The sequence below is a fragment of the Gilliamella sp. B2717 genome, from assembly GCF_026536675.1.
Taxonomy (GTDB): domain Bacteria; phylum Pseudomonadota; class Gammaproteobacteria; order Enterobacterales; family Orbaceae; genus Gilliamella; species Gilliamella apicola_I.
In genome coordinates this window covers 15,011-28,371 of the sequence record NZ_JAFNNQ010000009.1, presented here as the reverse complement: position 1 = coordinate 28,371, position 13,361 = coordinate 15,011, and the positions used below count along the sequence as shown (strand labels likewise).

The window sequence follows — 13,361 nt, the reverse complement described above, 5'->3', positions numbered from 1 at the left end:
TACATCATCCTGTGATATTACCTAAGATTTCTATTTTTTGCTGATTCAGAACAACTCATTGATTAATTTACATCATTTCAATAGTGCTTTGATTCATACACAAATAAAAATAAAAACATAGATTTTGAAATATATTGAATTAAGGTGGTTTTATGTCTTATAAGTTAGTCTTAATGCTAAGTTTTTTTGCCTACAGTTCTACTATATTAGCAAACCCAATTTATGGAAATAACGCAATCAAAGCAGAACAATTATTAAATGAAAGCATTGAAGCAAAAAAAATGCAAAATTTTAATCTCGCTGCGCAAAAATTAGAATCTGCGCTTGTACTATCACCAACTAATTCAGACATACTAGTCCAACTTGGATTTAACTATTATGCACTGAAAAACTTAGATCAAGCAAAACAAGCGTTTCACAAGGCTTTAGTCTTAGCCCCCAATTATGTCGATGCCCAATACGGATTGGTCAGCGTTGTGTTAGCACAAAATATTGATAATCCAAGTGAAGCTGAATTACTACTCAATCACTATTTAACGCAATCACCCAATGATACCCAATTGTTAACATTAAAAAAAACAATCACTGACATCAAAAAATCGATTCATTACTGGACACTCAATGTTGCAGGTACTCATAGTCATTTAACAAAATCTTATGCTGACTGGAACGAAATGGAGTTTGCGCTATCTTACAAACTATCTAAAACAAGTACGATTACAGGTCATGTTGCTCAATCTCATCGTTTTAATATGAATGATCAAAGAATTGGTACAACATTTTGGCATACGCTAAATGATCGTGCTTACGGCTACTTATCAGGCTTTACCGCGACGTCGAAAAAATTCTTTGCACGTTATACTTTAGCAAGTGGTGCTGACTATGTATTATTATCATCAACAAATAAATATTTTAATTCCCTTCATATCACATTGGATTTAAAGTTCGACCACTACAACGACGGAAATATTAAAAGTATTACGCCAGGGATTGAGCAATACTTCTTGAATGACCGATTATCAATTGCCGGTAAGTGGTACAATACTTATGATCAGGATAATAATCATACCAACGGTTTTCTAATTAAGCTAACCGCAACACCAATCGAAAAATTGCATCTATTTATCGGTTACTCAAATGCTCAAGAAACATCAGATCGTTCTAACCGCTATAATCATTCATTAATCAAAGCGAAAGCACATTTCGTTGGGCTAACGTATGATGTTTCTGACAGATTAAGTCTTCAATTTAACTACACTGCTGAAGGTCGAAAAGACACCAACCGCAACCGTAATTTGTACAACAAGAAAACATTAGGATGTGGTATAAAATGGACATTTTAATACGGTATATGAATATTTACAATGTCAGTATGATTTTTGCTGGTCTGATAATTGTTTTTATCACGTCAATAATTTATCTTGACCGAAGATATCATCGGAAAAGATTTAATGATTTAAAACTAAAATTAATCGATTTGATTGCACAAAAAAGTAAAGTAAACGCCTTTTATGCAAGCAAAATATCGAAATATGCATTAAATTCCGTTGACTTAATTGCCGCTTTTTTTGCTGAAAAACAGTTCAATGAGCTTGAACCGGTATTACCGCTGTTTGAAAATGAAGTATTTCAAAAAAAATTGCGCACTTTATTAAAAAAAGGAACGACGAAAGAACGCATTGATGCCGCAAACATGTTGTCTTACTACCCTTCCACACAAACCATTGCGGCGTTGAAACATGCTTGTAAAAACCATAACCAAGAAGTTGCTGTTGCAGCAGCGCTGAGTTTAGCGATCAGTAATCCTAACGTGACTCTTGCTGAACTCATAATCTTATTGTCTAATTCAATATCGCAAAATGGTCTATTTTGTTTTTTACGATTAGTTCCATCCTATAAGCTTTTAGAGTTTGAAACCGAACTATCAAATCAACAATTTAGCAAAATTGTTGATAATCTACCTAATATCTTAACCCAAATTTCTATAAATTATATCACGCCTTACGCTATGTTAGCCAAAGAAGATAGACGCGATTATATGCGGGCGTTTTATGAATCGTTAATCGATTTACAAAATAGTTCTTCCGGTATTATTCACAGCTGTTATCTACTTAATTTCATTAATGAATTCTGCTATCAAGAAAAGATATGTAGTATTGAAGAATTGATAACAGAATATTTTGATTTTACGACTAAGCGATTTGTCCATATCCTCGATAAAAACAACAATATTTTCAAAATTAAACACGGGTAAACTTTATGAACAATGATTTATACTATGCAATCAAGCTTTGCATGGAAGTGCTGGTTATTCTCATAATGATTGTCGGACTTTTACAAGTGCTCATCTATTTTTTGCAACTTATCATTTCTGTTTATGTCCTAATTAAAGCGCGAGATAACGATAAAAAAATTCAGAATATTAAAAAGAATGAAGGTATTTTACCGGCTATCTCTATTATTATGCCTGCCTATAATGAAAGCGTTACCATTATCGATAGTATTGAATCGATGCTCGCAACGGAATACCCTAATGTTGATATTATTGTGATTAACGATGGCTCAACCGACAATACTTTTCAATTAATTTATGACCATTTTCGATTACAAGAAACCGCCCATCATTTAAATAATGTGGAACAAAATCACCTATCTCATGCCAAAATAAGAGGGGTTTATATCTCTCAAAAAGATAGCCGTCTTCGCGTGATAGATAAAGTCAATGGTGGCAAAGCTGATGCACATAATGCGGCAATCAATTTAAGCCAAGCCCCTATCGTTTGTCTCATTGATGCTGATTCCATTTTAGAACCCGATGCATTAACTAAAGCGGTTATTCCTTTTATTTACAGTCCTAAAACTATTGCCGTGGGTGGAACCGTTCGAGTTGCCAACAGTTGTTTGATTAATAAAGGGGTGGTAACAAAAATAAAACTATCAAGAAAATACATTGTTCAATTACAAGCATTGGAATATATGCGTTCATTTTTAATGGCTAAAGTGGCCTGGAATCATATTAAAATATTACCGATTATATCAGGCGCATTTGGCTTGTTCCGTCGAGATTTAGCCATAAAAATTGGTGGATTTTCGGCTGACTCGGTTGGTGAAGATTTTGACTTTACGGTAAAATTACATAAACTAATCTATGATACCAAAGCCAATTATAAAATAGAATATGTCCCAACTGCGGTATGCTGGACTCAAGTACCCGAAAAATGGAAAGTATTAAAGAATCAACGAATACGTTGGCATATCGGTGCATTGCAAACTTATTTGCATTTTCGGGAGTTTACTTTTAAGTTAAAATATAAAAGATTAAGTTTTATTCTTTTACCCTTTTCGATTTTAACCGATATTTTAGGGCCGATTGCTGAATTATTAGGTTATATATTATTACCCCTTTTTTGTTATTTTGATGTGGTTGATGGTAATTTAATTTTATCCTATTTTTTACTTGTTATTAGTTACAATATTTTAATCACCTCGACTGCCATTGCCATTGACGGCCTCTTGCTAAGAGGATTAGATAAAATCAGATATTTTGTATCACTACTTTTTATTTCGCTAATTGATAATTTTGGCTATCGACAAATCTGTTTATATTGGAAATTTAAAGGTTTCTTCCGTTTGAAAAAAGGTAAATTATCTTGGGGAAAAATGGAGAGAGTTAAATTTGATAAATAACATTAAACGACTATCAAGCAATGTACTATTTATTCTAATTACTGTCATGCCTGCGGCTTTTGCGGGTAATGTGTCGATGTTGAACAACCTTAAAAACACCGAAACGAGCCAATACGATACGGCATTGCAACATGATTTGTCGAATCCTAATAGCGATTCGGTTTTAAGCGCCGTGGTAAATACAACGCAAATTATTGAGCAGGTAGCAATGAGTGATCCGGTTCCAATTATGATTGATCAAAATCAACCCTTATCACTTGATACATCCCCTCAACCAGATAGTTCAAATTTTCCAAAACTGGACATTGAACAATCAACACATTCAAATACACTGATTGATAACTTAACTTATCCGGAAAAAAACCGCAATCTTGCTATGTGGAATTGGAAAGCAACCACATGGAATAACTCACCTAACCAATTTATCACAAAGATAAAATCAAAAGGGATCAATCAGATTTATTTACAATTATTTATTGAAAACCAGCAAATTGAATATGAAGAACAGCTAATAAATCTCTTAGACATCGCATTTCAAAATGGTATTGAGATCATTGCTGTTGAAGGAGCAGCAGAAATGATACTTGAAAGTGGTTTACAAAATGCGATTGAACGTAATCAGATAATTAAGCAATTCTGTCAGCGACGTATAAATAAACCTTGTCTTGCTGGAATTCAATATGATATAGAACCCTATTTATTAAGTGATTATGACCAAAATAAAGATCTGATTTGGCAACAATGGGCACAAGCGATAAAAAAATTGAGTGAAAGTTGGGGAGGAAAAATTGAGATTGTAGTCCCATTTTGGTTAAAAGATATTAATCAAAGCAAGCAAATTATCCAGTATATTGAACCTTATTCCTTAAAATATATTATCATGGTTTATCGTACTGATTATGAACTAATTTATGATATCAGTGCTAAATGGTTATCATGGGGAGATGAAAATCTTCATAAAATCGTTATTGCCCTTGAAAATGGTATACTCAGTGAAGAATTCGAAAAATATTACTCCTATGACCAAACGAATAGTGAAATCGAAGAAGGGTCAAATGATGAGAATTCTGATGTTAATTCAACTGATCATATAGTTGACTTCACAGAAATTAGCTTTGAAGGTAAAGAAGATGAGCTATTTGGCATGATTAATGCCTTGACTGAAGTATTTTCAAACTGGAGTTCTTTCGATGGTTTTGCTATTAATGGGCTTGATGTTGAAGAAGATTAAATAAGAGCTAGTCACCTAGCTCTTCTTAATTGGCATTATCGGTTATACCAAAAACGGATAAATGAAGTTTACATTAATGCTCACGTGTTTTTCTAAATTCAACATCCGGATAACGTTCCTGTGTTAAATTCAAATTCACCATACTTGGTGCAATGTAAGAAAGATTATCGCCACCATCCAGCGCTAAATTTTGTTCACATTTACGTTTAAATTCTTCCAATTTTTTCACATCACTACATTCTACCCAACGGGCGGTTGTGACGTTCACCGGTTCATAAATGGCTTCTACATTGTATTCCGATTTTAAGCGCGCAACCACAACATCAAATTGCAGCACACCGACCGCTCCGACAATCAAATCATTGTTGGATAAGGGTCTAAATACCTGTACAGCTCCCTCTTCTGACAACTGCACCAATCCTTTTAATAGCTGTTTTTGTTTAAGTGGATCTTTTAATCGTATCCGTCGGAACAATTCAGGCGCAAAATTAGGGATACCAACAAATTTAAAATCTTCACCCTGCGTAAACGTATCACCGATTTGAATCGTACCATGATTGTGCAATCCAATAATATCACCTGCATAAGCTTCTTCGACATGTTCACGATCACCGGCCATAAATGTCAAGGCATCAGAAATATTCACATCTTTGGCAATCCTCACATGGCGTAACTTCATGCCTTTTTCATATTTACCCGAAACGATACGCATAAAAGCCACACGGTCACGATGTTTTGGATCCATATTGGCTTGAATTTTAAAGACAAAGCCACTAAATTTTTCTTCTGAGGATTTCACTTCTCGCTTATCCGTTTGACGAGGTTGTGGTGTTGGCGCCCAAGCAGTTAAGCCATCAAGCATATGATCGACACCAAAATTACCTAACGCTGTACCAAAAAAGACAGGGGTTAAATCACCAGATAAAAAAGCATCCAAATCAAACTCATTTGATGCACCTTGAACCAGTTCTAGCTCTTCCCGCAATTGCAGAGCTAAATCCTCACCCACCGCTGTATCTAATTCGGGGTTATTTAACCCTTTAATAATACGTACATCCTGAATAGTGTGACCTTTACCCGATTGATAAAGATAGGTTTCATCTTTTTTCAAATGATACACGCCTTTAAATAACTTACCACAACCAATCGGCCAAGTGATCGGTGCACATAGGATATTAAGCTCGTTTTCAACTTCGTCAAGCAGCTCCATTGGATCACGAATATCACGGTCTAACTTATTCATAAAAGTTAAAATTGGGGTATTACGTAACCGTGTCACTTCCATTAATTTACGAGTACGATCTTCCACCCCTTTAGCCGCATCAATGACCATTAAACAGCTATCCACTGCTGTCAATGTGCGATAGGTATCTTCCGAAAAGTCTTCATGCCCGGGGGTATCAAGTAAATTGACTAAACAATCATTATATGGAAATTGCATCACAGAAGTTGTGATAGAAATACCACGTTGTTTTTCCATCTCCATCCAGTCAGATTTTGCATGTTGAGCATTGGCTCCCCGCCCTTTTACCGTTCCGGCAGTTTGAATTGCGTGACCGAATAACAAAACCTTTTCGGTAATCGTGGTTTTACCGGCATCAGGGTGCGAAATGATAGCAAAAGTGCGACGAGCATTAACTTCGTCTAAATAAGCTTGTTCTGTCATAAAATTAACGTTCATTAACCTGTACAAAAATAATCGAGCATTTTAACAGGTATCGCTATGCATTGCCATGAATGTATTACCTGTGATTTTCCTTATTTAATTATCTCTGCATAATATCTTCACTAGCCTAGCCAATTTGTACATTTACAGTATAAAATAGCGCTGAACTACGCAAAAGTTTTATCAAAACGGAACTTTCTATGAATATTCGTGATTTGAAATTATTTTTACATTTATGTGAGACGTGTCATTTTGGCATGACAGCTAATGCTATGCATGTTAGCCCATCGACTTTATCACGGCAAATCCAACGCATGGAAGACTATTTTGGTCATCCGCTTTTTATACGTGATAATCGGCAAGTTCAAATCACCCAAGTTGGCGAAAAGGTCAAACGTTTTGCACTCCAAGTTATTAGTCAACATCAGCAATTAAAACAAGAGTTAGAATTATCCAATCAACAGCTCATTGGTGAATTAAGACTTTTTTGTTCAGTGACAGCCGCTTACAGCCATTTACCCGACATTTTAGACCAGTTTCGTATACATTACCCACTGATTGAAATCAAATTATCAACTGGCGATGCGGCAGATGCCGTTGAAAAAGTCCAGTCTAACGAGGCGGATCTCGCTATCGCAGGCAAACCGAAACAATTGCCTGCTGGTGTTGAATTTTTAAAATTTGGTGAAATTGAAATGGTTTTGTTAATACCCAAACTTAATAGCACCTTTAGTGATAAACTTCATCAAAAAAAGCCCGATTGGCATAATATCCCTTTCATTTTACCTGAGCATGGCCCAAGCCGACAACGTATTGATCTTTGGTTTAAGCAACAGAAAATTACCAGCCCTAAAATTTATGCCACCGTTGCCGGACATGAAGCCATTGTCTCAATGGTGGCATTAGGCTGCGGTGTTGCCCTATTACCGAAAGTTGTGATGGAAAACAGTCCCGAAAGAATAAGAGAGCGTATTACTGAATGGTCAACCAACTTAATGCAACCTTTTGACATAGGAATGTGTGTCCAAAAAAGGCGATTATCCGAAAAAATTATCGCGGCATTTTGGAACCTATCCAATCTAAATCATACCAAAAATTAGAAAATAATTTATAATGGATTTGTCATTCAAAAACTAACATTAACAGGATTGTTAATGTTTTTGATTGCAATGAATGATACGCAACTATTTAACAGTCTGACTATCAAAAAGGAATATTTGAAATGCAATTGCACAACTTTCACGTTAAAACATTATTATCATTATTACTTTTTAGCTCCACACTTATTCCAATTTCCTTGCACGCTCAACAAGATATTCAGACCGATTCTTCTCAAAATTACTCAATCTCAGCTCCCGACTGGCTACTTACCGAAGAAGCCGTTTATTACGATGGTGACAGTGATGACCTCGTTACGGCAGGTTTAGGATTTACTACCTTATCCACGTCAATTTATACCCCACATTTCAGTGATCCGACTCAGCCAACCATTCAAGAGCTACGGCAAGCAAAACTCAATCGTTTTATCAATATCAATAATGGTGAAGGCTCCTTATTTGGATTTAGACGCCAGGAATTAAGTCCCCTTTTTGATGGCAAAATTCCGGGATTTGAAATTTTAGCAACACTAAAATTAGAACAAGAAAAGGTGGGCATGTTACTGCAAATCCCGCTTGATTTTGATAAAAATAAACCATGTATTGTTGCAGTGCCTGCGACGGATTCAGACGGGTTATATAATGCAAAAGATGTGCAAATTCGTGGTTTATGGGGACTTCGGCACAATTGTGCGGTTGTTTATAATGATAAAGGTTTAGGCAATGGTATTTATGATATTGAGCATAAGCGTGGTTATGCCATAAATGGGCATACTCAATCTACTAATTTATTATTCGAACCCACTATTTTCAATAGAGATAGATTTATTAAAAAATATCCAAATCGCTATGCAATAAAACAACTCCATTCACGATTAAATTCTGAAGAAAGATGGGGCGAATTTGTATTAAAATCCATTGAATTTGCTTTTTATGCCCTTAATACACAATTCCCTTCTGATTCTAAGTTTCATTTTAATAAGGATAACACAATAGTTTTAGTTTATGGTGCAAGTGATGGTGGCGGTGCAGCACTAAAAGCAGGTGAACTTGATACTGACAATGTCATTAAAGGTATCGTTGCGGTTAATCCACAAATTCAACCCAATGTTGAAAATAGCACCGTTTCCATTCAATATAATAAAAGTGCTCCTCAAAAAATCGATTATAAATCAATTGCTGATTACAGTAGTTATGCGTCCCTGTATATTCCTTGTGCTATACCTGCTATTGTAGCTAAGCACAAAACGATCACTATTCCGTTTGCCGACAAATACCTTTATTCGCAAAACCGTTGTGATGCGCTAAAAAAAGAAAACTTATTAACAAAAGGTACCCCTGAAGAAGCACTTGAAAAATTACATAGCTATGGTTGGACGCCATCAATGGATATCCAACTCCCTTATTTTTATTATAAAGAAACAATTGGATTGCCTTATCAATATATCAGTGCCTATGGTCATTTTGATGTCACCGATAGAATGTGTGGTTACTCGGTCGCAAGTACGCAACAAAATCCGATAAATTATCAAGGTAAAGTTGCTAGTTTACACGAAGTGACATTTCAACAGCTATGGTCTTTTGCAACGGGTCATTTACCGATATGGTTAACGGATGATTCAACGGCTTTAGCACTGGTTAATAATGAAGATGCCTATTCACCAAGAAGCGATTTCTTTTCGGGTTCAGATAACAAAAAAGCCATTGACTATAATGCTAAGGGCGCCATATGTTTATATAAAAAATTAACGCATCCTCGAGTTAAATTTGGCATTAATCAAGTGAGTGCATCAGCAAATTTACATGGCACAAAAACCCTTATCGTTCATGCTCGTCATAACGTTAAACAGCTACCTGATTATACTGCACGTGCTTATGTCGCATTAAATAGCCAAGTAGAAGGTAACGCCTCGCAACTGCGCTATTATGAGATTGAAAACACCAGCTACTTGGATGGCACTTATCCATTTGATAATTCGCTCTTACCAATTGATTATTATGGGGAAGATGCCATGGAATGGTTATGGTTTCATTTAACGAATCATGCCTCTTTACCTGAAAGCCAAGTTGTTCGTGCAAAAGCCAGAGGTGGTAAAATAGGTTTTGCTCCACAATTGACCGAAAATACGCTTGTCCCTATTTCGCAAACACCAAACCAAAAGGATTTAATCACGACTGAAAACGGGAAAATTATATTACCCAATTAGTATCTACGGTAATTAGCAATCCGCTTAGGACACATCCAAGTTATTAATTCACATTTGTTAAGTCTAATTTTACATTAATAACAGGTAGTCCTAGCGGTGATGATAACTAAATAGGATCAGCTATTATTAAACGACACATTTTAGGATACAAAATAAAAAACAGCGCTTCGAATTCTTTGTAGTGCTGCTTTATATCATAAATAGTCTCTTTTAATAACCATAGCTTTGGTCGTCGGGTGGCCATACCATTAAGCACTTTTCCAACAAATTCAAGATTTGCGTAATTTTCTAACCATTTGCCTTGCCACATTGACTGCATAAAATGCTGATAATGTTCGGGATAGAGATGAATAAAAGGCTGAATTTGTTGTCTGGTGTATTGGTCAAATTCAGACACTGATTGCCCCATGCCATAATCAGTCCAATGTTTAGATAAAAAATGATCCCATACAATATCAAGTGCAATCGGTGCGACACGTTGATGCGGTTTGATAAAGCGTGTTTTGGCTTGTTTCACTTCAGTCAAACTGTCGACCATGCTATCAATTTTACGATGTAACATGATACCGTCGGCTATCATTTGCGGATAAACAAGATAAGGATCCCCTTTAACAAAATCAGCCACACTATTGCCAATTAAGGAGCTATTAGCTAAAGTGGCAAGATGTAAATGAGCCAGAATGTTCATCTTAATTACACGTTACTATTCACGATGTTTAAACTCCCCTTCAGCAAAACCTTGTCGCCAATAACTAATAATATGAAATGCATCGGGGGGTAAATGAGGATAATTATCTTTAAGCGTATGTCGAATTTGCTGGGCTAAATCCCGTTCCATTCCACCCCAAATAAGTAAATTATCACTATGGACAATATTCGCTTTTTTTATTGTTTCAACAAGTTGATTTGGCTGATTAACATCTTGTATCATCCAGTTAACATGAGTATTTAGACTATTCGGTAAAGCCATAATATCTGTTGGGTGATTAACTTCGATAAACGCTTGAACATTAACATTGTTAGGTAGGTGTTCAAGCGTATAACAAATAGCTGGCACAGCTGTTATATCACCAATCAACACCAAACTTTGCTGATTAAACATAAGTTTTGCCGCTGTGCCGACTAAACCTATCTGATCATTGACTTTAGCCTGCTGAGCCCAAACCGAAGCTAATCCCTCTTGATGAATGGCAAAATCAATCGTTAATTGGTGTATCGTTTCATCATAGTGACGAATACTGTAACTGCGAGCCAATTGACGAATTTTGTCATTTATCAGTATTTTATTATTGTCGTCTAATTGAGGAAAAATTATCGTTCCCGTTGAAGGATCAGCAAACAATAATTTTAAATGAGGACAAATCCATAAAGGATTAACCGTCAGCTGTTTATCACAACTAAAGTTAATTCGAATAAAACTATGCGATAACCTTTCAATTCTCAATACCGTTAAAAGTGCGTTAACAATAGATGTTTGTTTTTTTCCTGTCATTATGGCTAACCTAATATTTCATTTTTAACTATCATACAACAAAACTTAAATTTTTAGGCTATCTTTTCAATTATTGCTCAGAAACACAGACAAACACACTCCACACAATTAGGCGGAATGTGATAACAGATGATGACAGTTTAAATTAATAAGTCAGTGAACCAAACGCATTACGCCAATCTTGTTCAAATTTTACTATCGCTGCATCTACAGCTGGATCGGAGATAAATAGTTCAGCTACATCCACCGGTAAGGTAATAGATTGACATCCGGCTAACAGACAATCTAATGCTTGCCTAGGTGTGCGAAAACTTGCCGCCAACACCATGGTTTGAGGACAATGTAACGCTAACAGTTTTTGTAATTCTTGCACGGTATCTTTACTGTTGCCGCCTTGGGCATCAATTCGATTGACATAAGGCGCAATATATTTAGCCCCGGCTAGCGCACCTAATAATCCCTGCCCTGCGCCATAAACAGCAGTGCCTAAAGTAGGAATTCCTTGTTGTGTTAAAGCTCTAATCGCTTTCAGTCCTTCTGCATTAACAGGAATCTTAGTGACAATATTGGGTACGACTCTTCTGAGTTGTTCTGCCTCTTTTATCATGGATGATGCATCGCTTGAAAGTACCTGTGCAAACAGTAATTTATCGGCGCCTAATAAATCATGCAGTGTCGATAATAAGGTAAAGAGTGATTGACCGGATTTTGCCACAATGCTTGGATTGGTTGTGACGCCTTTAATCGGTAAAATGGGGGCTAGACGTTTAATGGCTTCAATATCGGCGGTATCTAAATATAATTCCATGGTTAACTCCTGCTGAATGTTCAAATTATTAATCACTGTATTGGTACCATACTAAGCAATCTGTAACCGATAGCCTAGATGACAATCCTGCGATTTACTGGATATTTGTACGCTTGATAAGAAAATGTGATTGAGATCACACTAAAAACATTTTAAGAATAACCTATTGATAAAATTAATGATTTACTTGATACTTTAAAATACTATTTGGCAGTATATAATCATGGTTACGATGCAAAACTAGATTTATCTACGATATTATTTTATGAAGATAGCGATATGGCGATAACGATCAATGAAGTGTTAGCAAAATGCCTTAATCATCAACAAACGAATCAGATATATTTTACTAATTATGCTCAATCAGCACCATTACTTGCTGATCAAGTCAGTTTACCCAGAATAGAAATCATGATAGAGGGAAAACAATCCATACAATGGGCAGACTATCAGGGAAACATTATTGAAAAAACGTTATTTCCTAGCGATCTTTTATATATCACAGCACAAAGTTGGAGCAAGCCCGCTTATACAACCCCCTTCACCACATTAAGCATCCTGTATGATAAACAACAAATTAGCATTACTATCAACCAGTGGGACGGTCAAGCACTGACATCTTATGATCAAATTAATGTACCTAGGCGAGGAGCACGTATTGGGGCGTTTATCATTCAAGCGCTAGCTGAACTAACTTGGCAGCATCAGCCTTGCGAGCGTGCTCCTACCGCTTATCATCTTATTCAAAGCTTATTAAGTCATACCTTCGACTTACTGAATGTTGATGTCAAAACCTCAACCAAAACAGCTAGCTTATTTGAGGCAATTCGGCAATATATTGATAGCCATTTTCGTGACGATATTACCCGAGATTTTCTCGCTAAAATGTTCTATATTTCACCCAATTATCTATCTCACCTATTCCAGCGAGAAGGTAAAATAGGTTTGAATGAATATCTTACCCATGTACGTCTGGAATATGCAAAAACTCGCCTTAGAGACTATGATTTAAATATCAAAGATATTGCCTTGGCTTCAGGTTTTAAAGATAGTCACTATTTTTGTCGAATCTTCAGAAAAAAAACTGAACGTACCCCGACCGAATACCGTCGCCAATATCATAGTCAATTAATACCGATGACGGATAACAACAAACCTAGTTAACTAAATTAA

At 35.9% G+C, this 13,361-nt stretch carries 11 protein-coding genes; 7 read left to right on the top strand and 4 right to left on the bottom strand.

Annotated features, from left to right (window positions below; translation table 11 throughout):
- The first annotated feature begins 152 nt into the window (after nucleotides 1-152).
- The 4 genes from J3U35_RS02230 to J3U35_RS02215 are packed head-to-tail and all read left to right on the top strand — an operon-like array spanning nucleotide 153 to nucleotide 4,918.
- On the top strand, nucleotides 153-1,343 hold the full coding sequence (locus tag J3U35_RS02230; RefSeq protein ID WP_267352201.1) for a YaiO family outer membrane beta-barrel protein: 1,191 nt from the start codon (nucleotides 153-155) through the stop codon (nucleotides 1,341-1,343).
- Nucleotides 1,331-2,254: a hypothetical protein gene (locus J3U35_RS02225; RefSeq protein WP_267359261.1), complete on the top strand. Its 924-nt coding sequence runs from the start codon at nucleotides 1,331-1,333 to the stop codon at nucleotides 2,252-2,254. Before J3U35_RS02230 ends, J3U35_RS02225 begins: the two co-directional genes overlap by 13 nt.
- A 5-nt stretch (nucleotides 2,255-2,259) precedes the next feature.
- Nucleotides 2,260-3,687, top strand: a complete 1,428-nt coding sequence (locus J3U35_RS02220; RefSeq protein WP_267359259.1) for a glycosyltransferase family 2 protein — start codon at nucleotides 2,260-2,262, stop codon at nucleotides 3,685-3,687.
- Nucleotides 3,677-4,918, top strand: a complete 1,242-nt coding sequence (locus tag J3U35_RS02215) for a hypothetical protein (protein ID WP_267359257.1) — start codon at nucleotides 3,677-3,679, stop codon at nucleotides 4,916-4,918. The genes J3U35_RS02220 and J3U35_RS02215 overlap by 11 nt, the downstream gene beginning before the upstream one ends.
- 73 nt (nucleotides 4,919-4,991) lie before the next feature.
- Here the strand turns inward: J3U35_RS02215 and prfC are convergent, their stop codons facing one another.
- Complete coding sequence (gene prfC / locus J3U35_RS02210; protein ID WP_267352205.1) at nucleotides 4,992-6,584, bottom strand: peptide chain release factor 3; 1,593 nt, start codon at nucleotides 6,582-6,584, stop codon at nucleotides 4,992-4,994.
- 200 nt (nucleotides 6,585-6,784) lie between these two features.
- Between prfC and ilvY the strand changes: the two genes are divergently transcribed.
- Together ilvY and J3U35_RS02200 are read left to right on the top strand one after the other, a co-directional pair.
- Nucleotides 6,785-7,684, top strand: coding sequence for an HTH-type transcriptional activator IlvY (gene ilvY, locus J3U35_RS02205; RefSeq protein ID WP_267352206.1), 900 nt, complete (start codon nucleotides 6,785-6,787; stop codon nucleotides 7,682-7,684).
- 122 nt (nucleotides 7,685-7,806) lie between these two features.
- A complete protein-coding gene (locus J3U35_RS02200) occupies nucleotides 7,807-9,888 on the top strand; it encodes a 3-hydroxybutyrate oligomer hydrolase family protein (protein WP_267359255.1) in 2,082 nt (693 codons plus the stop codon).
- A 106-nt stretch (nucleotides 9,889-9,994) separates the two neighbouring features.
- On the opposite strand, the gene J3U35_RS02195 is transcribed toward J3U35_RS02200, so the two are convergent.
- From J3U35_RS02195 to fsa, 3 genes are all read right to left on the bottom strand, one after another.
- Nucleotides 9,995-10,576, bottom strand: a complete 582-nt coding sequence (locus J3U35_RS02195; protein WP_267359253.1) for an ACP phosphodiesterase — start codon at nucleotides 10,574-10,576, stop codon at nucleotides 9,995-9,997.
- A gap of 15 nt (nucleotides 10,577-10,591) precedes the next feature.
- On the bottom strand, nucleotides 10,592-11,380 hold the full coding sequence (locus J3U35_RS02190; protein WP_267359251.1) for a siderophore-interacting protein: 789 nt from the start codon (nucleotides 11,378-11,380) through the stop codon (nucleotides 10,592-10,594).
- Nucleotides 11,381-11,525: 145 nt separating this feature from the next.
- Nucleotides 11,526-12,188: a fructose-6-phosphate aldolase gene (gene fsa, locus J3U35_RS02185; protein WP_267359249.1), complete on the bottom strand. Its 663-nt coding sequence runs from the start codon at nucleotides 12,186-12,188 to the stop codon at nucleotides 11,526-11,528.
- A 279-nt stretch (nucleotides 12,189-12,467) separates the two neighbouring features.
- On the opposite strand from fsa, the gene J3U35_RS02180 reads away from it, so the two are divergent.
- Nucleotides 12,468-13,352 carry a helix-turn-helix domain-containing protein gene (locus J3U35_RS02180; RefSeq protein ID WP_267359247.1) on the top strand — a complete coding sequence of 295 codons (885 nt, stop codon included), beginning with the start codon at nucleotides 12,468-12,470 and terminating at the stop codon, nucleotides 13,350-13,352.
- The last annotated feature ends 9 nt before the right edge of the window (nucleotides 13,353-13,361 follow it).

What these genes read in the sequence shown, in the direction of transcription:
- J3U35_RS02230 (WP_267352201.1), top strand. Translation starts at nt 153, where the DNA reads ATGTCTTATAAGTTAGTCTTAATGCTAAGTTTTTTTGCCTACAGTTCT.
- ilvY (WP_267352206.1), top strand. Translation starts at nt 6,785, where the DNA reads ATGAATATTCGTGATTTGAAATTATTTTTACATTTATGTGAGACGTGT.
- J3U35_RS02200 (WP_267359255.1), top strand. Translation starts at nt 7,807, where the DNA reads ATGCAATTGCACAACTTTCACGTTAAAACATTATTATCATTATTACTT.
- J3U35_RS02190 (WP_267359251.1), bottom strand. Translation starts at nt 11,380, where the DNA reads ATGACAGGAAAAAAACAAACATCTATTGTTAACGCACTTTTAACGGTA.
- J3U35_RS02180 (WP_267359247.1), top strand. Translation starts at nt 12,468, where the DNA reads ATGGCGATAACGATCAATGAAGTGTTAGCAAAATGCCTTAATCATCAA.
- J3U35_RS02195 (WP_267359253.1), bottom strand. Translation starts at nt 10,576, where the DNA reads ATGAACATTCTGGCTCATTTACATCTTGCCACTTTAGCTAATAGCTCC.
- J3U35_RS02225 (WP_267359261.1), top strand. Translation starts at nt 1,331, where the DNA reads ATGGACATTTTAATACGGTATATGAATATTTACAATGTCAGTATGATT.
- fsa (WP_267359249.1), bottom strand. Translation starts at nt 12,188, where the DNA reads ATGGAATTATATTTAGATACCGCCGATATTGAAGCCATTAAACGTCTA.
- prfC (WP_267352205.1), bottom strand. Translation starts at nt 6,584, where the DNA reads ATGACAGAACAAGCTTATTTAGACGAAGTTAATGCTCGTCGCACTTTT.
- J3U35_RS02220 (WP_267359259.1), top strand. Translation starts at nt 2,260, where the DNA reads ATGAACAATGATTTATACTATGCAATCAAGCTTTGCATGGAAGTGCTG.